At 65.1% G+C, this 24,298-nt stretch carries 21 protein-coding genes; 11 read left to right on the top strand and 10 right to left on the bottom strand.

Annotated features, from left to right (window positions below; genetic code table 11):
• Nucleotides 1–70: 70 nt before the first annotated feature.
• Nucleotides 71–3,892 (top strand): multifunctional oxoglutarate decarboxylase/oxoglutarate dehydrogenase thiamine pyrophosphate-binding subunit/dihydrolipoyllysine-residue succinyltransferase subunit, encoded by a 3,822-nt coding sequence (locus WIMU1_RS21475; RefSeq protein ID WP_062800330.1) that lies wholly within the window; start codon nucleotides 71–73, stop codon nucleotides 3,890–3,892.
• Between the two features lie 58 nt (nucleotides 3,893–3,950).
• Here WIMU1_RS21475 and WIMU1_RS21470 read toward each other — a convergent pair whose 3' ends face one another.
• Nucleotides 3,951–4,562 (bottom strand): TetR/AcrR family transcriptional regulator, encoded by a 612-nt coding sequence (locus WIMU1_RS21470; protein WP_245969055.1) that lies wholly within the window; start codon nucleotides 4,560–4,562, stop codon nucleotides 3,951–3,953.
• Between the two features lie 92 nt (nucleotides 4,563–4,654).
• Between WIMU1_RS21470 and WIMU1_RS21465 the strand changes: the two genes are divergently transcribed.
• Genes WIMU1_RS21465 through WIMU1_RS21455 form a run of 3 tightly spaced genes read left to right on the top strand, consistent with a single transcriptional unit; the run spans nucleotide 4,655 to nucleotide 7,998 of the window.
• Nucleotides 4,655–6,184: a flavin-containing monooxygenase gene (locus WIMU1_RS21465; RefSeq protein ID WP_062800328.1), complete on the top strand. Its 1,530-nt coding sequence runs from the start codon at nucleotides 4,655–4,657 to the stop codon at nucleotides 6,182–6,184.
• Entirely contained in the window at nucleotides 6,181–7,044 is an 864-nt protein-coding gene (locus WIMU1_RS21460; protein ID WP_062800201.1) for an SDR family NAD(P)-dependent oxidoreductase, read from the top strand. Before WIMU1_RS21465 ends, WIMU1_RS21460 begins: the two co-directional genes overlap by 4 nt.
• A 12-nt stretch (nucleotides 7,045–7,056) precedes the next feature.
• Nucleotides 7,057–7,998, top strand: coding sequence for an alpha/beta hydrolase (locus tag WIMU1_RS21455; protein WP_062800199.1), 942 nt, complete (start codon nucleotides 7,057–7,059; stop codon nucleotides 7,996–7,998).
• Here the strand turns inward: WIMU1_RS21455 and WIMU1_RS21450 are convergent.
• Both WIMU1_RS21450 and WIMU1_RS21445 read right to left on the bottom strand, forming a co-directional pair.
• Complete coding sequence (locus WIMU1_RS21450; RefSeq protein ID WP_062800197.1) at nucleotides 7,954–8,832, bottom strand: glycine betaine ABC transporter substrate-binding protein; 879 nt, start codon at nucleotides 8,830–8,832, stop codon at nucleotides 7,954–7,956. The two genes, WIMU1_RS21455 and WIMU1_RS21450, sit on opposite strands and share 45 nt — an antisense overlap.
• Entirely contained in the window at nucleotides 8,829–10,010 is a 1,182-nt protein-coding gene (locus WIMU1_RS21445) for an NAD(P)-dependent malic enzyme (RefSeq protein ID WP_062800196.1), read from the bottom strand. Before WIMU1_RS21445 ends, WIMU1_RS21450 begins: the two co-directional genes overlap by 4 nt.
• Nucleotides 10,011–10,263: 253 nt before the next feature.
• Between WIMU1_RS21445 and WIMU1_RS21440 the strand changes: the two genes are divergently transcribed.
• Nucleotides 10,264–11,331, top strand: coding sequence for a magnesium and cobalt transport protein CorA (locus WIMU1_RS21440; RefSeq protein WP_062800194.1), 1,068 nt, complete (start codon nucleotides 10,264–10,266; stop codon nucleotides 11,329–11,331).
• Between the two features lie 27 nt (nucleotides 11,332–11,358).
• On the opposite strand, the gene WIMU1_RS21435 is transcribed toward WIMU1_RS21440, so the two are convergent.
• Nucleotides 11,359–11,916 carry a suppressor of fused domain protein gene (locus WIMU1_RS21435; protein ID WP_084248474.1) on the bottom strand — a complete coding sequence of 186 codons (558 nt, stop codon included), beginning with the start codon at nucleotides 11,914–11,916 and terminating at the stop codon, nucleotides 11,359–11,361.
• Between the two features lie 136 nt (nucleotides 11,917–12,052).
• On the opposite strand from WIMU1_RS21435, the gene WIMU1_RS21430 reads away from it, so the two are divergent.
• Both WIMU1_RS21430 and WIMU1_RS21425 read left to right on the top strand, forming a co-directional pair.
• A complete protein-coding gene (locus tag WIMU1_RS21430; RefSeq protein WP_062800190.1) occupies nucleotides 12,053–12,784 on the top strand; it encodes a metallophosphoesterase family protein in 732 nt (243 codons plus the stop codon).
• Nucleotides 12,774–13,637 (top strand): hypothetical protein, encoded by an 864-nt coding sequence (locus WIMU1_RS21425; RefSeq protein WP_062800188.1) that lies wholly within the window; start codon nucleotides 12,774–12,776, stop codon nucleotides 13,635–13,637. Before WIMU1_RS21430 ends, WIMU1_RS21425 begins: the two co-directional genes overlap by 11 nt.
• 105 nt (nucleotides 13,638–13,742) lie before the next feature.
• On the opposite strand, the gene WIMU1_RS21420 is transcribed toward WIMU1_RS21425, so the two are convergent.
• From WIMU1_RS21420 to WIMU1_RS21395, 6 genes are all read right to left on the bottom strand, one after another.
• A complete protein-coding gene (locus WIMU1_RS21420) occupies nucleotides 13,743–14,915 on the bottom strand; it encodes an ABC transporter ATP-binding protein (RefSeq protein WP_062800187.1) in 1,173 nt (390 codons plus the stop codon).
• 3 nt (nucleotides 14,916–14,918) lie between these two features.
• Nucleotides 14,919–15,749 carry a carbohydrate ABC transporter permease gene (locus tag WIMU1_RS21415; RefSeq protein ID WP_023957800.1) on the bottom strand — a complete coding sequence of 277 codons (831 nt, stop codon included), beginning with the start codon at nucleotides 15,747–15,749 and terminating at the stop codon, nucleotides 14,919–14,921.
• A gap of 7 nt (nucleotides 15,750–15,756) precedes the next feature.
• Nucleotides 15,757–16,698, bottom strand: coding sequence for a carbohydrate ABC transporter permease (locus WIMU1_RS21410; protein ID WP_062800185.1), 942 nt, complete (start codon nucleotides 16,696–16,698; stop codon nucleotides 15,757–15,759).
• Nucleotides 16,695–18,140, bottom strand: coding sequence for an extracellular solute-binding protein (locus WIMU1_RS21405; protein ID WP_370623704.1), 1,446 nt, complete (start codon nucleotides 18,138–18,140; stop codon nucleotides 16,695–16,697). The genes WIMU1_RS21410 and WIMU1_RS21405 overlap by 4 nt, the downstream gene beginning before the upstream one ends.
• Nucleotides 18,141–18,372: 232 nt before the next feature.
• Nucleotides 18,373–18,858 carry a YflT domain-containing protein gene (locus WIMU1_RS21400; RefSeq protein ID WP_023957794.1) on the bottom strand — a complete coding sequence of 162 codons (486 nt, stop codon included), beginning with the start codon at nucleotides 18,856–18,858 and terminating at the stop codon, nucleotides 18,373–18,375.
• 42 nt (nucleotides 18,859–18,900) lie between these two features.
• Nucleotides 18,901–19,857, bottom strand: coding sequence for an HpcH/HpaI aldolase/citrate lyase family protein (locus WIMU1_RS21395; protein ID WP_062800183.1), 957 nt, complete (start codon nucleotides 19,855–19,857; stop codon nucleotides 18,901–18,903).
• Nucleotides 19,858–19,906: 49 nt separating this feature from the next.
• Here WIMU1_RS21395 and WIMU1_RS21390 point away from each other — a divergent pair, with 49 nt between their 5' ends.
• From WIMU1_RS21390 to WIMU1_RS21375, 4 genes are all read left to right on the top strand, one after another.
• Nucleotides 19,907–21,202: a magnesium transporter MgtE N-terminal domain-containing protein gene (locus WIMU1_RS21390; protein WP_030174183.1), complete on the top strand. Its 1,296-nt coding sequence runs from the start codon at nucleotides 19,907–19,909 to the stop codon at nucleotides 21,200–21,202.
• Nucleotides 21,203–21,210: 8 nt separating this feature from the next.
• Nucleotides 21,211–21,807 carry a DUF1003 domain-containing protein gene (locus WIMU1_RS21385; protein WP_023957790.1) on the top strand — a complete coding sequence of 199 codons (597 nt, stop codon included), beginning with the start codon at nucleotides 21,211–21,213 and terminating at the stop codon, nucleotides 21,805–21,807.
• A gap of 141 nt (nucleotides 21,808–21,948) precedes the next feature.
• Complete coding sequence (locus WIMU1_RS21380) at nucleotides 21,949–23,085, top strand: lytic transglycosylase domain-containing protein (RefSeq protein ID WP_245969056.1); 1,137 nt, start codon at nucleotides 21,949–21,951, stop codon at nucleotides 23,083–23,085.
• Nucleotides 23,086–23,151: 66 nt separating this feature from the next.
• The gene (locus WIMU1_RS21375; protein WP_023957786.1) at nucleotides 23,152–24,297 is read left to right on the top strand and encodes an Mrp/NBP35 family ATP-binding protein; all 1,146 of its coding nucleotides are present in this window, start codon (nucleotides 23,152–23,154) and stop codon (nucleotides 24,295–24,297) included.
• The last annotated feature ends 1 nt before the right edge of the window (nucleotide 24,298 follow it).

Raw genomic sequence — 24,298 nt, 5'->3', positions numbered from 1 at the left:
GAGGCGAGATACTGCCGTGAGCAGCAGTTCGATTTCAGACTTCGGACAGAACGAGTGGCTGGTTGAGGAAATGTACCAGCGCTTCAAAGAAGACCCGAGCTCGGTGGACCCGAGTTGGCATGACTTCCTGAAGAGTTATGGCGCAGAGGGTAATGGGTCCGAGGAGGCGAAATCCCCGCCGAAGTCGGCGCCGAAGGCGGCCGCTGGGTCACAGCCGAAGGCCGGCGCCTCATCGAATGGCTCTGCTGCTCCCAAATCCTCCGCCAACGGTTCCGCGGCCAAGCCCGCTGTCGACCCGACCCCGGCGAGCAAGGCCGCTGCCGGCCAGTCCGAGCACAGCAGGGACGCCTCGTCGTCGACCACCACCTCGGCCGAGTCGACCACCGACAAACCCGCGGAGTCGGTGAGCAAGGACGCCGCACCGGCGGCCAAGAAGTCCGCGCCGGCCCCCCGCAAGGACGCCCCCACCAAGAAGGACACCCCGGCGAAGAAGTCTGCGCCGGCAGCAGCCGATGCACCGACCGAGGCCAGCAACAAGGTCCTGCGTGGTGCCGCTGCCGCGGTTGCCAAGAACATGGCGGCCTCGCTGCAGATTCCGACGGCCACCAGCGTTCGCGCGGTGCCCGCCAAACTGATGATCGACAACCGGGTGGTCATCAACAACCACCTCGCCCGCACCCGTGGCGGCAAGGTGTCGTTCACCCACATCCTCGGGTACGCGATCGTCCAGGCGATCAAGTCGTTCCCGAACTTGAACCGCCACTTCGAAGAGGTCGACGGCAAGCCGAACGTGGTGACCCCGGCGCACACCAACCTCGGCCTGGCGATCGACCTGCCCGGCAAGGACGGTTCGCGCACGCTCGTGGTCGCGGCGATCAAGCGTTGCGAGACCATGAACTTCGCGCAGTTCCACGCGGCATACGAAGACATCGTCAGGCGGGCTCGCGAGGGCAAGCTGACCGCCGAAGACTTTGCGGGCGTGACGATTTCGCTCACCAACCCCGGAACCATCGGCACGGTCCACTCGGTGCCGCGGTTGATGAAGGGCCAGGGCGCGATCGTGGGCGCGGGCGCGATGGAGTACCCGGCCGAGTTCCAGGGCGCCTCCGACGAGCAGATCTCAGCGCTCGGCGTCGGAAAACTGATGACGCTGACGTCCACCTATGACCACCGCATCATCCAGGGCGCGGAGTCGGGTGACTTCCTGCGCACCATCCATCAGTTGCTGCTGTCGGACGAGTTCTTCGACCAGATCTTCACCACGCTCCACATCCCGTACGAGCCGATCCGCTGGCGTCGCGACATCCCCGAGGGCGCCGTCGACAAGAACGCCCGTGTGCTGGAACTGATTGCGGCATACCGCAACCGGGGCCATCTGATGGCCGACATCGACCCTCTGATGATCGATTCGGACGCACGGTCGGCTCACCCCGACCTCAACGTGCTGACCTACGATCTGACGCTCTGGGATCTCGATCGCAGCTTCAACGTCGGTGGGTTCCACGGCGAGAACAAGATGAAGTTGCGCGATGTCCTGTCGATCCTGCGCGACTCCTACTGCCGCCACGTCGGTGTTGAGTACACCCACATCCTCGAGCCCGAGCAGCAGCAGTGGCTGCAGGAACGGGTCGAGATCAAGCACGTCAAGCCACCCGTCGCGGAGCAGAAGTACATCCTCTCCAAGCTCAACGCAGCCGAGGCATTCGAGACGTTCCTGCAGACCAAGTACGTCGGGCAGAAACGCTTCTCGCTCGAGGGTGCCGAGGCAGTCATCCCGATGATGGACGGCGTGATCGATCAGAGCGCCGAATACGGCCTCGACGAAGTGGTTGTGGGCATGCCCCACCGCGGCCGGCTCAATGTGCTCGCGAACATCGTCGGCAAGCCGTACTCGAAGATCTTCACCGAGTTCGAGGGCAACCTGAACCCGTCGCAGGCGCACGGCTCGGGCGACGTCAAGTACCACCTCGGCGCCGAGGGCAAGTACTACCAGATGTTCGGCGACAACGAGATCAACGTCTCCCTCACCGCCAACCCGTCTCACCTCGAGGCCGTCGACCCGGTCCTCGAAGGTCTGGTGCGGGCCAAGCAGGACCTGCACGACAAGGGCGACGGCGCGTTCACCGTGCTGCCGCTGATGTTGCACGGCGATGCCGCGTTCGCAGGCCAGGGTGTGGTCGCCGAGACGCTGAACCTCGCGATGCTGCGGGGTTACCGCACCGGCGGCACCATCCACATCGTGGTGAACAACCAGGTCGGTTTCACCACCGCCCCGGAGGCATCGCGGTCGTCGGAATACTGCACCGATGTCGCGAAGATGATCGGTGCGCCGATCTTCCACGTGAACGGCGACGATCCCGAGGCATGTGTGTGGGTGGCCAAGCTGGCCGTCGACTACCGGCAGGCGTTCAACAAGGACGTTGTCATCGACCTGGTCTGCTACCGCCGTCGCGGCCACAACGAGGGTGATGATCCCTCGATGACCCAGCCGGCGATGTACGACGTCATCGACACCAAGCGGTCGGTGCGTAAGAGCTACACCGAAGCGCTCATCGGCCGTGGTGACATCTCCACCAAGGAAGCCGAAGACGCCCTGCGCGACTACCAGGGTCAGCTCGAACGGGTCTTCAACGAGGTCCGTGAGTTGGAGAAGTACCAGGCTGCACCGAGCCCGTCGGTCGAGGCCGACCAGCAGGCACCGGTGAAGCTGGACACCGCCATCAGCAAAGAGACGATGGAGCGGATCGGCGACGCGTTCATCAACGTGCCCGAGGGTTTCACCGTGCACCAGCGTGTCCAGCCCGTGCTAAAGAAGCGCTACGAGATGTCGCGTAACGGCGATGTCGACTGGGCGTTCGGTGAGCTGCTCGCATTCGGTTCACTGGTCGAAGAGGGCCGCACCGTGCGACTGTCCGGTCAGGACTCCCGCCGAGGCACCTTCACCCAGCGTCACTCGGTACTGATCGACCGGGAGACCGGCGAGGAGTACACACCGCTGCGCACGGTCGCCGAGACCAACCCGGACAAGCCGGGCCGATTCCTCGCCTACGACTCCGCACTCAGCGAATATGCGGTGGTCGGCTTCGAATACGGATACTCGGTCGGTCATCCCGATGCCCTCGTGCTGTGGGAAGCCCAGTTCGGTGACTTCGTGAACGGCGCCCAGTCGATCATCGACGAGTTCATCTCGTCGGGTGAGGCCAAGTGGGGTCAGACCTCCGACGTGGTGCTGCTGCTGCCGCACGGTCACGAGGGTCAGGGTCCCGACCACACGTCGGGACGTATCGAGCGGTTCCTGCAGCTGTGCGCAGAGGGCTCGATGACCGTGGCCCTACCGTCGACCCCCGCGAGTTACTTCCACCTGCTGCGGCGCCATGTGCTCGATGGCATCAGCCGCCCGCTCGTCGTCTTCACCCCGAAGTCGATGCTGCGGAACAAGGCTGCGGTGTCGCCGGTGTCGGAGTTCACCGAAGGTCGTTTCCAGTCGGTCATCGACGATCCGGCCTTCACCTCCGATGCCGAACGCGAGAAGGTCCGGCGGGTGCTGCTGGTGTCGGGCAAGTTGTACTACGAACTGGCCGCACGCAAGGCCAAGGACAAGCGTGACGATGTCGCGATCGTCCGTATCGAGCAGCTCTACCCGGTGCCGCACAAGCGTTTGCGCTCGGCACTGAGCCGCTACACCAGCATGGAAGAGATCTTCTGGGTCCAGGAAGAGCCGGCCAACCAGGGTCCGTGGCCCTTCTTCGGTCTGGCGCTCCCCGAGATGCTGCCCGAGTTCTTCAACGGCCTGCGCCGGGTCTCGCGACGGGCGATGTCGGCCCCGTCGTCGGGCTCGTCGAAGGTGCACGCCGTCGAGCAGCAGGAGATCATCGACACCGCGTTCGGCTGACCGATCTTGGTGGGTTTTGGTGAGCGTTTCCGCAGGTCACGCTCACCGAAACCCGCCACTATCGGGGGTCGGGGGTGGCTGCTGCCAGTGTCGCGATGAGCGGCAGTGCGCGGGTGATCAATTCGACGAGGGCGTCGCGGTCCACGCCCGCCGAATCTTGCAGCCACCGAACGGTCACCTGCTCGGTGAAGGTGACCCAACCGTGTACGGCGAGTTCGATCAGCGGCGTGCGCGTCAGATCGAGAAGTTCGGCCAGCGACAACACCCGTTCGGCCATCACGGTCCGGGTGTGCTCGGCGACCTCACGCATCGCCGGATCCGAGGCACCGCTCCCCTGCAAGATCGCGAGATAAGCCGAACGGTTCGCCGACACGTAGTCGATGTACTGGGCCAGCGATGCCCGGGCGATCTCGATCGGGTCGCCGAGACTCAGATCGGGTTCGGTTCGCGCGAGCATCCGCCGGCTCTGCTCCGTGGTCAGTGCCACCAGGAAGTCCTGCTTCGACTCGAAATAGTGGAAGAGCAGAGCCCGCGACACGCCGGCCGCCTCGGCGACCTCTTCGACGGACACCTGGTCGAGCGCACGGTTGTCGAGCATCCGCAGACCGTGGCTGATCAGCTGATCACGCCGTGCCTGTGGGCTCATCCGGGTTCGCCGAGCGGTCGTCACGCGTCCGATAGTACTGACTCTTCGTCAATAGTCGGGGTCGTGCTCGCCGCTCCGCTATTGACAGCTCGTCAATAGGCGGTATGTTCGTACCCATGAACGTTGTAAAGATCGCCATCATCGGCGCAGGCTTTTCCGGATTGGGTGCTGCCGTCAAGCTGCAGCAGAACGGGTTCGACGACTTCGTCATCCTCGACCGCGGCAGCAATTTCGGTGGTACCTGGCGCGACAACACCTATCCCGGTGCGGCATGCGACGTCCCCTCGCACCTGTACTCCTACTCATTTGCGCTCAACCCCTCGTGGACCCGCTCCTTCTCGCAGCAGCCCGAGATCCACAAGTACATCAACGGCGTCGCCGACAAGTACGACCTGGGGTCGCGGACGCAGTGGAACACCGAGGTCATCAACACCGCCTGGGACGAGAAGGCCGGCCACTGGGTGATCGACACCGACAAGGGTCAGTGGCAGGCCGAGTTCCTCATCGGCGGGATCGGCCCCCTCTGCGAGCCCAAGCTCCCCGACGTCACCGGTATCGAGAGCTTCACCGGCGAGATCTTCCACTCGGCGCGATGGAACCACGACTACGACCTGGCCGGTAAGCGCGTAGCAGTGATCGGGACCGGCGCCTCGGCCATCCAGATCATCCCCGAGTTGGCCAAGAAGGTCGGGCGGCTCGACGTCTACCAGCGCACTGCCCCCTGGGTCCTGCCGCGTGCCGACCGGCCCTACTCCGCCAAGGAGAACTGGGCGTTCAAGAACATTCCCGGATTCCAGCGTGCGGTGCGCGCGAGCATCTACGCCTCGCACGAACTGGTCTCGTTCGGCCTCACCCACCAGCCCAACGTCCTGGCACCCGCGAAGATCATCGGCAAGCAGAACATCGCTCGCGGAATCTCCGACCCCGCGCTTCGGGCGAAGGTCACCCCGAACTGGAAGGTCGGCTGCAAGCGGATCCTGCTGTCGAACACCTACTACCCGGCGCTGAACCAGTCCAACGTCGAGTTGGTCACCGACCCGATCAAGGAAGTCACCACCAGCGGCATCATCACTGCCGATGGCGTGAGCCGCGAGGTCGACGCAATCGTCATCGCGACCGGCTTCCACGTGACCGACTCCCCCACGTTCGAGCACATCATCGGCAAGGACGGGCGCAGCCTCGCTCAGGTCTGGGAGGCCGAGGGGATGAACGCCTACAAGGGTTCGACCGTCAACGGCTTCCCCAACATGTTCCTGATGGTGGGACCGTCCACCGGGCTGGGTCACACCTCGATGGTCTACATGATCGAGTCCCAGCTCAACTACCTCGTCGACTACTTCAAACTGTCCCGCGAGTACGGCATCTCCCGGGTGGAGGTGCGGGCCGACGCACAGCACGATTACAACGCCACCATCCAGAAGAATCTCAAGACGAGTGTCTGGGAAACCGGCGGCTGCGCGAGCTGGTACAAGGACAAGTTCGGCAACATCACCACGCTGTGGCCCGGATTCACCTTCAACTACCGTCGCCTGACCCGTAAGTTCGACCTGGCTGCGTACGACACCTCGACCGCAGCCGCGATCGCTCCCGCGGCAGGCGATGGCGATGACACGACCAACACACTGAAAGAAGCGGTGACGTCATGAAGGACTTCAGGGGCAAAGTGGCCGTGGTGACCGGCGCCGGTTCGGGCATGGGCCGCGACCTGGCACTCCAGCTCGCAGCCAAGGGCGCCAAGGTCGCCATCTCGGACGTCAATCCCGCCGGTCTCGAAGAGACCGAGCGCATGCTCAAAGAGCAAGGCGCCGAAGTACATTCGCAGCTGCTCAATGTTGCCGAACGCGAAGCCGTCCTCACCTACGCGGATGATGTCGCCCAGCATTTCGGCAAGGTCAACCTCGTCATCAACAACGCAGGCATCGCCCATCACGGTGAAGTCGAGCTGACCGAGTTCAAGCAGTACGAACGCGTGATGGACGTGGACTACTGGGGCGTGGTGAACGGGACCAAAGCGTTCCTGCCGTACCTGATCGCCTCGGGCGACGGGCATGTCGTGAACACCTCGTCGTTGTTCGGCATCCTGGCCATGCCGGGTCAGAGTGCCTACAACGCGGCAAAGTTCGCGGTCCGCGGCTTCACCGAATCGCTGTATCAAGAGATGCGGATCGCCGGACATCCCGTGAACGTCACCTGCGTCCATCCCGGTGGCATCAAGACCGCGATCGCCCGCAACGCCACCGTGTCCGAAGGGCACGATCAGAAGAACACCGCCGAGTTGTTCGACAAGAAGCTGGCCCACACCACGTCGGCACGGGCAGCGGAGATCATCATCAAGGCAATCGAGCGCAACCGTCCACGGGTTCTCGTCGGCGCCGACGCCAAGGTGCTCGATCTGCTGGTTCGCGCCGGCGGATCCATGTACGAGATCGTCAACAGCAAGCTGGCGGTCAGGTTGCTGCCGAAGGCAGACCCGTCGCCCGTGACCTCCACGTCTCCGCTCCTCTGACCCTTGACGATCATGGAACTGAAACCATTTCTGTCGGTCCCGGCCGGTGAACTGATCTTCCGTCCGCTGTTTGCACTCACCCTCAATTCGCGGTGGTCGCCGCAGACCCAGCGCAAGCTGCTGGAGATGAGTACGTTGCTGCTGCCGAAGGTGCCTCACTCGGTGATCCGGTCGGTGACTCTGGGTGATCGGTCTGCCGAGCGGGTCAGTGTCGGGGCCACCGAACACGGTCGGGCGGTGCTGTACCTGCACGGCGGTGCCTACATCGTCGGGTCCCCGGCCACCCACCGGGCACTGACCACCACGCTCGCGCGGGCCGCAGGCGCCGAGGTCTATGCCCTCGACTACCGGCTTGCACCCGAGCATCCGATGCCCGCCGCAGTCGATGACTCGGTTGCCGCCTACCTCGCCCTGCTCGAACGCGGATACAGTCCCGAGTCCGTGGCGATCGCGGGCGATTCGGCAGGCGGCGGGCTCAGCGTGGCCACTGCGCGGGTGTTGATCGACGAGCACGGGGTCACCCCCGCCGCGCTCGGTCTGATCTCACCATGGGTGAACCCTGCTGGGGTGTCGGAAGATCTCGGCACCGACATCGTCGTGAACCTCGAGTGGTCGCGTCAGGGCGCAGCCGCCTACCTCGGAGACGGCGATCCCACCGACCCCCGGTATGCGCCGGCCGTCGGATCTTTGGAGGGGCTGCCGCCCACCCTGGTCCAGATCGGTCAGCGTGAACTGTTGCTCGAGCAGGTCAACGAGTTCGTCGCGTCGCTGCGTGAGGCAGGGGTCGACGTCACCGCATCCGATCTCGGTCCGCTGTGGCACGTGGCGCACACCGCGGCACCGCTGGTGACCGAGGCTGCTGCCGCAGTTGACGACCTGGGTCGATTCCTCAGTGACCGGCTGCGGTACTCACAGGCTGTGCTCGCCGAGCCAGCGGGTCGCAACGCCGGATAGCTCCGCACCACCGTCGACCTCGGCCGCCATGGTGGTCAGGTCGGCGGTGGTCAACTCGCCCGCAACCTTGTTCATCGCACGGAACAACGTGCGGCTGAGGGCAGCGGTGCGGAAGATCGGCACCAGGTCCTGCGCCCGCATCACGTCGTTGCCGTCGTCGAGACCCTGGAGGCCGGCGTCGTCGGCCACCACACCCAATGCCGAGAACAACCCTGCGGCGCGGCCCGCGGCCACTTCCGCGACCGCCGCCTGCGCATCCATCACCCGAGCAGGACCGAAGGCGCATCCCGCCCCGGCCAAGTCGCTGACCGTCTGCGGCGCCGGTTCCTCCACGGTGACCAGGGGCAGCCCTGCCGGGAGTGCGGCGCACTCTGCGAGTTCATCGATGTCGGCTGTGGCCGCGAGGTCACTGGACACGAACACCAGCGGCTTGTTCTGCACCGTGGTGGCGTCGCCCGCCGAGACACCCTGCGGTAGTGCCTGATTGAGCTGGTTGTAGACGTCCTCCGAGGTGCGTCCCGATGCCCCCGGGTCGAGCTGTGCCAGCAATTCTCCGGACCACGCCGGGAACAGATCCACTGTGCGGTTGTCCATCTGGTCGAGCAGGCCACCGTAGTCGGCCACCGGATGTTCGTCCGAGACCGCCGCCCCTGCCCCGCGAAGAGCTCCCGCATAGATGGCTGTGGCAACTCGACTCGGCGTATCGGCCGTCGACCCCATCACCAGCTCCTGCGGCGCGGGTCCCGGGTCCGAACAACCGGCGACCATCAGCGCGCAGGCCACCACCAGGACCGGCAGACCTCGTCGGATGTGCTGCAGTAGAGCGGAATTCACTCTTGCTTGGCCACCCTGGCAACCGCGTCGGCGACCGCAGGTGCCACTCGGGGGTCCAGCGGGCTCGGCACGATCATCTCTGCGGACAGGTCATCGCCGAGGACCTCGACGATCGCGTCGGCGGCCGCCAACTTCATCTCCTCGGTGATGCGTCGTGCGCCCGCATCGAGCGCTCCACGGAACACTCCGGGGAAGGCCAGCACATTGTTGATCTGGTTCGGGAAGTCACTGCGACCCGTGGCGACCACTGCCGCGTACTTGCGTGCGACGTCGGGATGGACCTCGGGGTCAGGATTGGACAGAGCGAAGATGATCGCATCGGAGTTCATCGTCGCGAGGGCCTCCTCGGGCACCTTTCCGGCACTCACCCCCAGGAACACATCGGCGTCGACGAGGGCGTCCGACAACGATCCGGTCCTGCCGTCGGGGTTGGTGCGCCCGGCCATGTCGACCTTGACGTCGTGCAGGTTGTCGCGGCCACTGTGCACGATGCCCTTGCTGTCGATCACCGTGACGTCGGCGATGCCGTCGGCGAGCAGGATGTTGGCGCAGGCCACGCCGGCAGCGCCGCACCCCGAGATGACGATCTTGAGGGCACTGCGGTCCTTCTTCAGCAGCTTGGTGGCCGCCTTCAGCGCGGCGAGCACCACGATGGCGGTGCCGTGCTGATCGTCGTGCATGACCGGACAGTCAAGGGCTTCGATCACCCGCTTCTCGATCTCGAAACACCGCGGTGCCGAGATGTCCTCGAGGTTCACCGCACCGAAGGAGTGCCGCAGGCGGATCAGCGTCTCGACGATCTCGTCGGGGTCCTTGGTGCTGAGCACCAGGGGGATCGAGTCGAGCCCGGCGAAGTTCTTGAACAGCGCCGACTTGCCCTCCATGACGGGCAGTGAGGCGCTCGGACCGATGTCACCGAGCCCCAGCACCGCACTGCCGTCGCTGACCACCGCGACGAGACGATTGGTCCAGGTGTAGCGCCGGGCCAATTCGGGGTCGGCCGCGATGGCGCGGGACACCTCGGCGACGCCGGGTGTGTAGGCGATCGACAGAGCACGCTTGGTGTCGAGCGGCGAGGTGATACTCACGGACAATTTGCCACCCTCATGGCCGGCGAAGATCTCGTCGCGGGTGATTGTCGATGCGTCGGCGTCGGGGGCGGGCAGTTCACTGCCCATCAGGTCAGTCACGCCGATCACGCTACTTCAACCCAAAAGCTCTCACGGCCATACCTGGTAGTCGTGAGGTTGTCTTGGGTGGTCGTGACGTGTTCGCAGCCCGCACTCCACCGATTCGACATCAACCAGCACCGATGATCCAGACGCAATCCCGCTGGCGGGGCCCCGCGCAACCGCCGGAATCGGCGGGCGTCACGGTTCCGGGCGTAGCATCCCCCGTGGACTTTCGCCACGCACAGACAAGGGAGGTGCCATGCCGCCACGGCCGCATCTGCGTACCAGCACACCAGGCAAACCCTCCTCCAGGGTGCCCATCCCGCCGTCGCGTGCAGTCGTCGACTGTGCGGTGTACGTCGACGGCAAACGCCTGCCGGGGCTGCGCACGTTCAGTCACGCCCTCGACGAGGTGCGCTCCACCGGACGGGGCTACGTGTGGGTGGGTCTGCACTCCCCCGACAGCCGGCAGATGGAAGGGGTGGCCAACACGTTCGGCCTGCACGAACTGATGGTCGAAGACGCTGTGCAAGCCCATCAGCGGCCGAAACTGGAGCAATACGACAACACGTTGTTCCTGGTACTGAAGACCGTCAAATACGTTGCCCACGAATCTTTACAGGTGGCGAACGAGGTCGTCGAGACCGGCGAGATCATGGTGATGGCGGGCAACGAGTTCGTGATCACGGTGCGTCACGGTGACCACACGGGGCTTTCTGGGGTTCGCAAGCAACTCGAGGAACTTCCCGAGCGCCTGGCTCTGGGGCCCACCGCGGTGATGCATGCCGTGGCCGACCATGTGGTCGACACCTATGTCGACGTCACCACCGCCGTGGAGTTCGACGTCGATGCGCTCGAAGAGAACGTCTTCTCGCCCGGCCGCCGGATCGAGATCGAACCCGTTTACCTCCTCAAGCGTGAGGTCATGGAGCTGCGACGGGCCGTCGACCCACTCGACGCGGCGCTGCGCCGGCTCACCTCGTCCGAGGACAAGCTGATCCCGAAAGAGGTACGGCGCTATTTCCGCGACGTCCAGGACCATCACACCAGCGTGAACGAGCGGATCGCGAGTTATGACGAGGTCCTGACATCGCTGATCGACGCCGCATTGGCCAAGGTCGGTATCCAGCAGAACACCGACATGCGCAAGATCTCGGCATGGGTGGCGATCGCGTCGGTGCCCACGATGATCGCGGGTATCTACGGGATGAACTTCGACAACATCCCGGAACTGCACTGGAAGTACGGCTACTTCGTGGTGCTGACCTTGCTGGCCACGATCTGCGTGGGACTCTGGCGGACGTTCCGGCGAAATCACTGGCTGTGACCATGCGCCCGGGCCCGCGGCCGACGGTCAACCGATGGTGGCGCCTGCCCTGACGGGGTCGTTCACGTCGATCCCCGCTTCGGTCCACGCTGCGCGGAGTGCGTCCACACCTTTGAGCCGGACCCACGCCGCCTCGTTTGCCGTGACGGGGATCGCCCGGAAGAAATGCACGTCTTCGAGGTCACCGGGTATCTCGCACGGCGCGATCTTGTCGTCCTCGAGTACGACGGCTGTGAAGGTCGCCCCTTCCCAGAGGGGTTCGCCGAGATCGATCAGCGCATCGGCGGTCAAGACCAACCCTTCTACCGCCGGCGCCGCGGCCAGCATCGCGACCGTGCGGTGCAGCCCGCGCAGCTGTGTGGACCGCGCTGAGGCATCGGACAGACGCATCCGGACCAATACCTCCGCCCGGGGCCCCGCCGTCGGGTCGACGATCAGCTGGTCCGGTTCCCCCATCGGATGCCGGCTGCAGCCGAGCGACACGTACGCCACGCTGTCCGGCACGATCGAAAAACGAAGGACGTCAATCGATTCGAGCCCGAGGAAGGTGACCGACGCCCGCTGGGGTTCGACGTCGTCGAACATCTCACGCAGGTGCGCCGCCACCCGATCGATCACCGACGACTCCGACTCGCTCACACGCTCAGGGTAATCCCCCTCATCTGACCCGTAATCGCGGTCTTCGGCGCGTCATCACCCGGCCGCGTCTAGGGTCGAAGGCGTGGTGCGTGTGCTTTCGGTATCGGACGAGGTCGTCGACAGCCTCTACTACGGGGTTGCCGAGGAGTTGGCGCCCGACCTGATCGTCGCTGCCGGTGACCTGCCCTTCGATTATCTCGAGAAGCTCATGGCCCATTTCGGTGTTCCGTGCGTGTTTGTACCCGGCAACCACGACCGGGACCTGTCCGGCTTCAAGAAGACCAGGGCGGGCTGGACCGAGGCCGGGTTGCCGGTCCGCGATCCGGGGCCCGAGGGCGCGGTGAACGCCGACGGCCGCATCGTCACGGTGGCCGGTGTGCGCATTGCCGGACTGGGTGGCTGTATCCGCTACAACGACGGCCCCAATCAGTACCGGGAGGCGGCCCAGCGTCAACGGGCCAATCGACTGGCCTTGCGCCGCTTCGCGTATCGGATGATGCCCGGGAAGTCGGCTGTCGACATCCTGCTCACGCACAGTCCGGCGCGCGGCATCGGGGACGCCGAAGACGGCCCGCATCGCGGGTTCCGCTGTTTCCTCCCGCTGGTCTACCGGTTGCGTCCACAGCTCCTGCTCCATGGCCACATCCATCCCCACGGCCAGACCCCGATGGATCACACCATCCTGCTCAAGACGATCCCGGGCAAGACCCTGCGCCGCAGCACACTCTCGCTGAACACCGTCGGCTACTGCCTGTTCGACATCGAGCCCGGCGGAACCGGGATCCGGATACACCGGAGACGCCATGGCGCGTGACACCGGTTTTCCCAGCGCCGACGCCGAGAACGACTTCAGCAGGCAACGCAGACGAGCCGAGCTGGCGCGTCTGTCGGCCTGGCTCACCCGCCAACCCGCAGACGTCAACACGGTCTTGCCGTTCGACGAAGTCGTTGCGGCCCTGGGTAAGACGGGCGAGACGTTCCTCGGGCTCACCGTTGTCGAGGTCTCCACGATCGTCGGCAGCGTGGACCGCACCCGCGACTTCGACCGCTACTTCCGGCCCACGTCGGCCCGCGTACGCGAGCGTTGGCAGCGCCTTGCCACCGCCCAGCGGCGCGGTGAATCCGTACCGCCGGTGCAGCTCTACCGCATCGGCGACATGCACTTCGTCATCGACGGGCACCACCGCGTCTCGATCGCGATCTCCCGCCATTTCACGACCATCGACGCATACGTGACCGTGATCCACACCCGCATCTCCCCCGAGGGCATCACCGCTCGATCCGATCTTGTCCTCAAGGACCATCGGCGTCTGTTCTTGTCCCGGGTCCCGCTGGAAGGCAAGCAACGCGAGGCCATTTCGTTCGAGGACCCCTTCGACTACGCCGAGTGCGCCGAGAACGTGGAGGCCTGGGGGTTTCGGCTCAGCCAGGAGATCGGCACGTTCCTGAGCCGGGTGGAGGTCGCCCGTCGGTGGTTCGGCGAGGAGTTCCTGCCGGTGGTGCGGATGGCTCGGCGCGCCGAGATACTTCCCGAGGTGACGAGCGACGCCGAGCTCTATCTGTGGCTGGCCTCGGAACGATACCGCTTGGTACGCAAGCACATCTGGGACGAAGCGATCATCGACGAGCTGCGTGAACATTCCCGTCGCAGGCGTAAGTCGACCTGATCGCACGCGTTGCCCACGCGCCCTGTCCACAACGCATCTACACGCATCTACAACGCAGCGAGCCCGGCGGGATGACCCGCCGGGCTCGACTGTCGATCGGTACTACTACAGGCTGAGGTTGTGACCGCTCGCCTGATCGAACACCGACACCTTGGAGGTGTCGTAGAAGAGCTCTGCCTGCTGCCCCTTGCCGATGTTGGATTCCGGTGAGAGGCGGGCGATCAGTTGGCCACTACCCATCTGCGCACCGGCATCCGCCGCGATGTCCGCAAGCGCCTTGGCGGACGACTGCCCGCCCTCGACGGTGAAGTGCGCGTAGTTGTCCGAGCCCATCGACTCGAGCACGCTGATCTGCACGGTGAAGGTGGCTCCCTTGGACCGCGCCAGTGGGTCGACCAGACGAGCATCTTCGAAGTGCTCCGGCCGGATGCCGATGAGTACCTCGCCATTGCTGCGAGCATGTTTGGCGTTCTCCACCACTCGCCGCATATCGCTGACCGCCACCTCACCGATCGCGGTTTCGATGCCGTTCTGGGTGAGGCGTCCGGGCAGGAAGTTCATGGCCGGCGAGCCGATGAACCCGGCGACGAACAGGTTCGACGGCCGGTTGTAGAGCTCCTGCGGAGAACCGATCTGCTGCACCAGGCCGGCGCGCAGGACCACAACCCGGTCGCCGAGGGTCATGGCCTCGGTCTGGTCGTGGGTGACGTAGACCGTGGTGGTGCCGAGACGCTGCTGCAGCTGGGCGATCTCGGTACGGGTCTGCACACGCAGCTTCGCATCGAGGTTCGACAGCGGCTCGTCCATCAGGAACGCCTTGGGAGAGCGCACGATCGCGCGGCCCATGGCCACCCGCTGCCGTTGACCACCGGAGAGGTTGGCCGGCTTGCGGTCGAGGTACTGACCGAGGTCGAGGATGCGCGCTGCCTCGTCGACCTTCTGCGAGATCTCGGCCTTGGGCATCTTCGCCAGGGTCAGCGGGAACGCGATGTTGTCACGCACCGTCATGTGCGGGTACAGCGCGTAAGACTGGAACACCATCGCGATGTCGCGGTCCTTCGGTGCCTTCTCGTTGACCCGTTCTCCCGCGATGCGGAGTTCACCGGAGGAGATGTCCTCCAGACCGGCGATCATGTTGAGGGTGGTGGACTTTCCACAACCCGACGGGCCCACCAGGATGATGAACTCGCCGTCGGCGATGGTGATGTCGACGTCGTTGACGGCCACAGAACCGTCCGGGTACTTCTTGCTCACCTTGTCCAGCACGATTTCGGCCATTGGCTATCCCTTCACGGCGCCGGAGGTCAAACCGGCAACGATACGACGTTGGAACAAGAGGACAAAGATGATGATCGGGATCGTGATGACCACGGCCGCAGCCGCGATGGATCCCGTGGGTTCTTCGAACTGGCTGCTGCCGGTGAAGTTCGCAATCGCCACCGGGGCAGTGATCGAACGCTCCGTCGATGTCAGCGAGATCGCTAGCAACAGGTCGTTCCAGGCGAAGATGAACACGAGGATGGCAGCGGTCACGATGCCCGGTGCGGCCAGTGGCGCAATCACCTTGCGGAAGGCCTGAGCCGGGGTGGCGCCGTCCATCTTCGCGGCTTTCTCCAGCTCCCAAGGGATCTCACGGAAGAACGCGGACAACGTGTAGATCGCCAGCGGCAGCGCGAAGGTGATGTACGGGATGATCAGGCCGGCCCAGGTGTCGAAGAGCCCGAGACGCCGCTCGATGTTGAACAACGGTGTCACCAGCGAGATCTGCGGGAACATGGCGATCAGCAGGGCTGCGCCGATCAGCGCCTTCTTGCCCGGGAAGTCAAGCCGCGCAACAGCGTAGGCGGCCATCGTGCCCAGGGTCACCGCGATCACCGTGGTGATCAGCCCGATTCCGATCGAGTTGATCAGCGCCGAGGTGAACGCACTGGTGTCGAAGATGCTGGTGTAGTTCTCCCAGGTCCAGGAAGTCGGGATGAACTTGCCGTCCTTGACAGAGCCGGGTGGCTTGAACGACAAGCTGATGATCCACAGCACCGGGATCAGTGCGTAGAGGACAACCAGCAGGTTGATGACGGTCCAGCCGACACGTCGGCCCATCACAGTGTTCATGGCTCAGTCACCGTCCTTCTGCGTCGGAGCCGGGCGCCGAAGCACCGAACAGCTTGATGAAGACGAAGGCGATGATCGCCACGCACAGGAAGATGAGCACACTGATCGCTGATCCAACTCCTAGGTTGAATGCCTTGAAGAGGTTGTCGTAGCCCAACATCGACACCGAATAGGTGTTGTTGCTACCTCGGGTGAGGATGTAGATGTTGTCGAACACCCGGAACGCGTCCAGGGTGCGGAACAGGAGTGCGACGAGGATCGCCGGCTTCATCAGCGGCAGGATGATCTTCGTCAGGCGTGTCCACGCTCCGGCGCCGTCCATCTGTGCGGCCTTGAGCAGGTCGTCGGGCACCAGCGCCAGGCCGGCCAGGAGGAGTAGCGCCATGAACGGCGTGGTCTTCCAGACCTCGGCCAACACGATCACCGCCAACGAGGGCCACTGCTCCGTCAAAGGCGCTGTGCCGTCGGGCAGCAGATTGGCCAGGTAGCCGGTGTCCGGCGTCCACGCGTAGTACCACGAGAACGCGGCGACCACGGTGACGATGCCGTAAGGGATCAGCACCAAGGTGCGAATCGCGCCCTTGCCGAACAGGGTTCGGTGCATCACCAGCGCGATGGCCATGCCCAGCACCAGCTCGATCACCACCGAGACCACGGTGATGCCCATCGTGACGCTGAAGGCCGTCCACCAGTAACTGTCGCTCAGCACGGTCGCGTAGTTCGAGAACCCGACGAACTCGTCCTGCCCGGGTGCCGAGAGGCTTGCCTTCTGCAGACTCAGCCAGAACGCGTACACGATCGGGTATCCGGTCACCAGGATCATCAGGACCACGGCGGGTGCGATCAGCAGCAACCCCAGCCGGCGTTCGGCGCGCTTTCCCTCGCTGAGCGCCGGCTTCTTCTTACCGGTGCTCTGCGGCGCGTTCTGCGTGTCGATGGTCGCGGTCATGGGATCAGCCCCTCACCCTTGATGGCTTTGTCGACCTGATCGGCGAGCTGGTCGACCAGGGTCTCCGGATCCCAGGCGCCGACCGGGCTGAGCTTGGCCACCAGCAACGTCGAAATTGCTTGATAGACGGGCGATGCCGGCCGCAACGCGGCGTTCTCGCTCTCGAGCTGCGTCTTGATCTGTTGCCCCATCGGGTACGCGGCCTGGAAGTCCGGGTCGTCGTAGATCGCCGCCAACGTGGGCGGGGTACCACCACTGATGGAGTACAGCTTCTGCGACTCCTCGTTGGTCATGCACTCGGCAGCCTTGAACGCGAGATCCTTCTGCTCCGAGGTGTCGGCGACCGCGATGTTCACGCCGCCGAGGGTCACCTTGGAGGGAACCTCCGGAAGGACACCCGGGTACCTGGCGAAGTCGAACTTGGTGCGCACCACGTCGTTCACAGGTGCGAGTTCGTTGTCCGGCGGCGGGTTGTCCGGATCGGCGAACAAGGGGCCGAACTCCTGCTTCACCTCGGGCAGGAACGCCACATCACCGGCTCCGGCGTTGGACCGCATCGAGGGAAACACGAACGGCCAGTTGACCTCGAAGGTCGCCTTGCCCGATTCCATACCCAGGCGGGCCGAGGACTCATCGCTGTTGGTGATGGACGGGTCGGCGCCGGGCGCTGTCGCGACCGACTTGAGGGTCTGCAGTGCCTTCACCGTCGCCGCGCGATGTTCCGGGGTGTCGTTGAGCGTCTGCTTGTTCGGATCATTCGGGTCGACGACCTGGCCCCCGGCACTGGAGAGCACCGAGTTGAACCAGACCATCAAACCCTCGTATTGCTTGCCCTGGACCATGATGTAGCTCGGTCCACCGGCCTTGCGGATGATCTCGTTGTCCGCAAGCATCTCGTCCCACGTGACCGGCGGCGTGTCCTTGTTGAGGAACTGCTGCAGCACATCGGGTCGGTACCAGAGGAGCTGGGTGTTGGTCCACGTGGGAATGGCGTAGAGGCGTTTGGCCTCGTCGTCGTCGGTCTTCCAGACAGCGGTTTCGTATGGCCCACCGAGGGTGTCGGCCTTGATGCGTGCGGCCAACTCGTCAGGAACCGGCTCGATCCAGCCCGCGTCGGCGAACTCGGCGGTCCACACCACGTCCATACCCATCAGGTCGAGGCCGTGGTCGTTGCCCGCGAGCCGTCGTGCCAATTGCAGACGCTGATCGTCGGCTGCCTTGGGCAACGCGAACGTGTTGATCTTGTATTCGCCTTTGGAATTCGCTGCGCAGGTCTCGGCGGCCTGCTTGATGAACGATGCGCCGTCGGCGGGTGCGTACACGTTGAGCGTGCCCGGCGTGGAACCCGAACTGCACGCGCTGAGCACCGGCAGTGCCACAGCCACTGCAGCACAAGATATTCCGAGCTTCTTCCAGGCGGCGACCTTCTTGGGCCCACCGATTGTCTTGGCTCTTGCGGATTTGTCGTCCACCGCGGGTGGATCACCGTTGCACTGCACGCAGCCTCCTCGATGAGTCGCCGGTGCGCGCAGGGATCTCGGCGCACACCATTGATTGCCTGCGACGTACGTTATAGGCGTTAAATAGTGACACGCAACACAATCGGCATGATCGTGCCAACTCGAGACCAAATCGTTGACTGCAGAAAGGCCCTGACCTGCGCCGGGCGGGCAGCTACGGCTGCAGGCGACTCAACATGTCGCGGGCGCGTTCGGCACTGCGCGGATCACACAACACGTCGTACCGTCCGGCGACCAGCTGCATCGTCGAGGAGAAGTCACGCTGTCCGCGCGTGGCCGCATAGGGAATAGAGGTGGACACCACGCCGAAGACGATGCCGCCGACGAGCCCGAAGAGCAGCGGCACCAATGGATTGGTGTCCACCACGATGCCGACGAGCAGCCCGAAGAACAGTCCCAGCCAGGCGCCGGACACCACACCTCCGCCGATCACCTTCCCCCATGTCAATCGGCCGAGCACACGCTCGACCTGCATCAGGTCCACACCCACGATGGTGACGTCCTGCACGGCGAAGTTCTCGTCCGAGAGGTAGTCGACGGCACGCTGCGCCTCGGCATAGGTGGTGTACGACCCGATCGGCCAGCCCTTGGGCGGCGTGGGCAGGCCGGGCCCCGGCGCGGGTTTCATCGGATTGCTCATGTCTTCACTCCTTGTTCGAACGCTCGATTCGATTCGCGGCCGTCAGACGTCCACAGGCGACGGTGAACGGGACATGCCCGCCGCGCGGCCCTTGCCGGCAATCACCTCGGCCATCTTCCGGCTCGCCTCATCGATCATCTCACCGCGGAACCGGACGGCGCCGCGTTCGCCACCTTCGGCGGTCGCCGCGTGTGCATAGGCGTCGAGCAATTCCTCGGCGTCGTCGTAGTCGGCCTGCCGCGGCCGAAACACCTCGTTTGCGACATGGATCTGGCTCGGGTGCACCACCCACTTGCCGTCGTAGCCGAGCGCCGCCGAGGACTCGGCGACTGTCCTAAAACCCGCTGCGTCATCGATTTTCAGGTAGGGACCGTCGATCGCCTGCAGACCGTGAGTGCGAGCGGCGACGAGGATGGTCATCAACACGTGGTGATGCGCATCGCCTTTCAGATAGCCCTGGGGCTGTTCACCGACGGCCAGCGACCGCATACCGAGACTGGCCATCATGTCGGCGGGTCCCAGGACCAACGAGCGCAACCGCGGACTGGCCGAAGCGATCTCGTTGATGCATGTCAATCCGGCGGCGTTCTCGATCTGGGCCTGGATCCCGATCTTCCCCGCCGACAGACCACAACCCGACTCGAGTTGGCCCAGCATCAGGTCGAGTGCGGTGACCTGCGCAGCCGAGGTGACCTTCGGCAGCAGGATGGAGTCGAGGTGAGCGCCGGCGCCCTTGACCACGGTGACCACGTCGTCGACGGTCCACGGTGTGGTCCAGTCGTTGACCCGGACCACCCGCTGTTGCCCGGACCAGTCCGCCGCGCCCAGCGCCGCGATGACCGACGCGCGTGCGGCCTCTTTCACCGAGGGCGCCACCGCGTCCTCCAGATCGAGGAAGACCTCGTCTGCGGGCAGCCCCCGCGCCTTGGTCAGCATCTTCGGACTGCTGGCGGGTACGGCCAGCACCGACCGTCGGATCGCGGTGTCAGAGGCTGGCATGGGACTCCTTTGTCGTCGACCGGGGCTCGCGACCACTACCCTTACAGCCATGGCAGCGGTGAGCAAGGCGTTCGTGGCCAGGCTGGCCGGTCTGGCGGTACTCGGCCCCGATGGTGAATCCATCGGCCGTGTCCGAGATGTGGTGGTGTCGATCCGATTCGGAACCGGCCAACCCCGGGTTCTGGGCTTGGCGGTGGAACTGACCACCCGTCGGCGCATCTTCGTTCCGATGTTGCGCGTCACGGCAATCGAGCCGACATCTGTGACGCTCAACACCGGAACGGTCAGTCTGCGACGCCTCATCCTGCGTCCCGGCGAGGCGCTGGTTCTCGGTCAGATCGTGGAATCGCGTGTGCAAGTGGATGATCCGGATCTCGAGCACCTTCGTGGTCATGACCTCACGGTGGTCGACCTGGCGATCGAACGTCGCCGCACCCGCGACTGGGTGATCTCCCGGGTCGCCGTTCGCGGTGCACGGTCGCGGCTCGGTCGACGCGGGGAAACCCATGTCGTGGAATGGAATCACGTACTCGGACTCACCCAGAGCGCGCTGTCGCTGCCCGGTCAGGGCGTCACCCAGATCCTGTCTCAGTTCGACGGCATGCGGGCTGCGGACGTCGCCCACGCACTCCGGGAACTGCCGTCGAAACGCCGCCAGGAGATCGCGTCGGCCTTCGATGACGAACGGCTGGCCGACGTGGTGCAGGAGTTGCCCACCGACGACCAGACGGACCTGCTCGGGCACATGGAGGTCGAACGGGCCGCGGACGTACTCGAGGCGATGGACCCCGACGATGCCGCCGACCTGCTCGGTGAACTCCCGGATTCCGAGGCCGAGGCGCTGTTGCAGTTGATGGATCCCCAGGAATCCGAGCCGGTTCGTCGACTCATGTTGCATTCACCGGACACCGCAGGTGGTCTGATGACCACCGAGCCGTTGGTGGTCACCGCCTCCACCACCATCGCCGAAGCCCTGGCCCGGGCACGCAATCCAGATCTCACCCCGGCGTCGGCGTCGCTCACCTTCGTGGTGCGACCACCAACCGCCACCCCGACAGGAAAGTACCTCGGCTGCGTGCACATCCAGGCCCTGCTTCGCGAACCGCCGGCCAACCTCGTCGGCGGCATCATCGACGACAGATTGCCGCATCTGGGCTCCGAGGACTCTCTCGAGAAAGTGACCCGGTATTTCGCCACCTACAACCTCGTGTGCGGTCCGGTCATCGACGACGACGGTCATCTGCTTGGCGCGGTGACGGTCGACGACCTCCTCGACCACCTGCTGCCCGAGGACTGGCGAGAAACCGAGGGTGAGGACGAGCTGACCACGGAGGGGCCACGATGACGGGGCCCATGGACCGCGACCGCGCTGCGTCGGGCCGGGCCGAGCGCCAGTCGTCGCGGTCGGCCCGCCGTCTCGACACCCCCACCGAAACCCGCCGGTGGATGCCGAAACTGAACCTCGACAGCGACCTTGTCGGTGTCTACAGCGAACGCATCGCCCGCTTCCTCGGCACCGGCCGGTACCTCGCCATCCAGACCGCCCTGGTGATCGTGTGGATCTTCCTCAACCTCGCCGTGATCAGCCTGCAGTGGGATCCCTACCCGTTCATCCTGCTCAACCTGGCGTTCTCGACCCAGGCGGCCTACGCCGCGCCGCTGATCCTGCTGGCCCAGAATCGGCAGGAGAACCGGGACAAGGTCTCACTCGAAGAGGACCGGATGCGGGCCGAACAGACCAAGGCGGACACCGAGTTCCTGGCGCGGGAGCTGGCCGCGGTACGCCTGGCCGTCGGCGACACCGTCTCCCGCGACTACCTGCGCCGCGAGCTCGACGACCTGCTGACCGAACTCACCGAGCGGATCCTCGGCGACCAGCGCAAACGTGACGAGCCCAAGAAGGGCGACGACCGCAAACGCGGAGACAAGAAGCGCGACGACGGGAACTGACCCCGTTCCCCTGCCGGGTCCACTCGTCTGACGGTCGACCCTCCCCGACCCCTCCCGACCACGCCGAGCCCGCCGGCGAACGCACGCCGATCCGGTCAATAAGTATGGTTCGCCCGCGGGCATCGATAACGAATATGTATCGTGGGTCACAATCAGTTCGTGATGTTCGGGGTCGGGGAGTCAACAGGAGTGCCGAAAGTGCGCTGGGGTCGTTTGGGCAAGGGCGGGAGCCAGGAAACAGAGCCGTCGAAGCATGCTTTCGACCTCTCCTCCGTGCGGTGGGGACGCGTTCAGCTGCTCACCGGGTGTGCTGTCATCGGAGTGGGATTGATGGCCGCGGTCTCGTCGAGCGCGCACATCGGACCCGCGCCCACCCTCACCGTCGTGTCGGCGGATCAGACGGTCGCGGCGGCCGCCCCGGAGATCCTTCCCATCCCGGCCCGGCCCGAACTCGAGTTCCGTCCCCCGGCGGTCAGCCCGGCGCTTCCCGCGATGCCGGATCCGTTGGCAGTCCCCCGGATGAGGGCGGCAGCACTTCCCGACGGACCTCTGGGTATCCCCGGCATCGTGTTGCAGGCCTACAAGCTGGCCGAACAGCGGGTCGGCGCAGAGTCGCCCCAGTGCAAACTGCCTTGGTTCCTGCTCGCAGGCATCGGCCGTATCGAGTCGGGGCATGCCGGTAACGGCAATGTCGACAGCTCCGGAACCACGGTGACCCCCATCGCAGGTCCCATCCTGAACGGCACCCTCGCCGGTAACGAGGTGATCGTCGACTCCGACGGAGGACGTCTCGACGGCGACGCCGGCCACGACCGGGCCATGGGACCGATGCAGTTCATCCCTTCGACCTGGGCGTCGTGGGGCAGCGACGCGAACGGTGACGGCAAGTCCGACCCGAACAACATCTTCGACGCCACCTACTCCGCAGGCCGTTACCTCTGTGCCGGAGTCACCGACATCATGGCCGAGAAGACCAAGGTCAGCGCGGTCATGCGCTACAACCACTCCGCCGAGTACGCGGCCAACGTGCTGGCGTGGGCGGCCGGTTACGCAACGGGCGTCACCCCCACCGACACCGGTCCCCTGCCCGCGCCGACGTCGGGTTCGTCGACCCCACCGAGCACGTCGTCGTCCACCTCGCCGAGCAGCAGTGCTCCGCCGAGTGAGAGCCCGTCGTCGTCCAAACCCTCCACCACCACGCCCACACCGTGCCCGATCATCTGCCTGCCGACGATCGTGCTGCCCACGCTCCCGCCACCACCGCCGCCGGCGAGATAGCACGCCCGCGCTCGCAGTGGCAGCCCGTGGGGGCGGGAGGTTGATGCGCGCGTAAACTCGGGGCTGATGACACAAGCAACGTTGCCGACCGAATCATCGATTCGCGCCGCGCTGGCCAAGGTGAACGACCCCGAGATCGGTAAACCGATCACCGAACTCGGCATGGTCAAATCCATCACCGTCGCCGACGACTCCAGTGTGGGTATCGGTATCTACCTCACCACCTCGGGTTGCCCGCTGCGCACCGAGATCACCGAACGGGTCACCGCGGCGGCGGCCGACGTGCCGGGGGTCGGATCGGTGTCGGTGGAGCTCGATGTGATGAACGACGAGCAACGCACCGAACTCCGCAAGAGTTTGCGCGGTGATCGCGCCGAACCCGTCATCCCCTTCGCCCAGCCGAGCTCACTCACCCGGGTCTACGCGGTCGCCTCGGGCAAAGGTGGTGTCGGCAAGTCCAGCGTCACGGTGAATCTTGCTGCCGCACTTGCTGATCGGGGCCTCAAGGTGGGCGTGCTCGACGCAGACATCTACGGCCACTCGGTGCCACGGATGCTCGGCAACGACGCAAAACCCACCCAGGTCGAGAAGATGATCATGCCGCCGATGAGTCATGGCGTGAAGTTCATCTCGATCGCCCAGTTCACCAGTGGCAACACCCCCGTCGTCTGGCGCGGACCGATGCTGCACCGTGCTCTGCAACAGTTCCTCGCCGACGTCTTCTGGGGCGATCTGGACATCCTCCTCCTCGACCTGCCGCCCGGCACCGGCGATGTGGCAATCTCGGTGGCGCAGCTCATCCCCGGCGCCGAGATCCTGGTGGTCACCACGCCGCAGCAGGCCGCAGCCGAGGTGGCAGAACGCGCCGGCGCCATCGCATTGCAGACCCGCCAGAAGATCATGGGTGTCGTGGAGAACATGTCGTGGATGGAACTCCCCGACGGAAGCCGGATCGAGCCCTTCGGTTCCGGTGGTGGAGCCCGGGTGTCCGAGCGTCTGACCATCGCCGTCGGCGCGGAGGTACCCCTCCTCGGCCAGATCCCGCTCGACCCGGCTCTGCGCGAGGGCGGAGACGCGGGAGTTCCGTTGGTCCTCTCGTCACCTGATTCCGCCGCCGGCGCAGCACTGCGTCAAGTGGCCGATCGCCTGGCCATCCGCAAGCGGGGACTGGCCGGGATGAACCTCGGGATCGACACCACTCGGCGCAACTGAC

This window comes from Williamsia muralis NBRC 105860, assembly GCF_001598915.1.
GTDB lineage: Bacteria > Actinomycetota > Actinomycetes > Mycobacteriales > Mycobacteriaceae > Williamsia > Williamsia muralis.
Note: the sequence above shows the minus strand (reverse complement) of the source record. Positions and strands in the feature narration are given on the sequence as shown.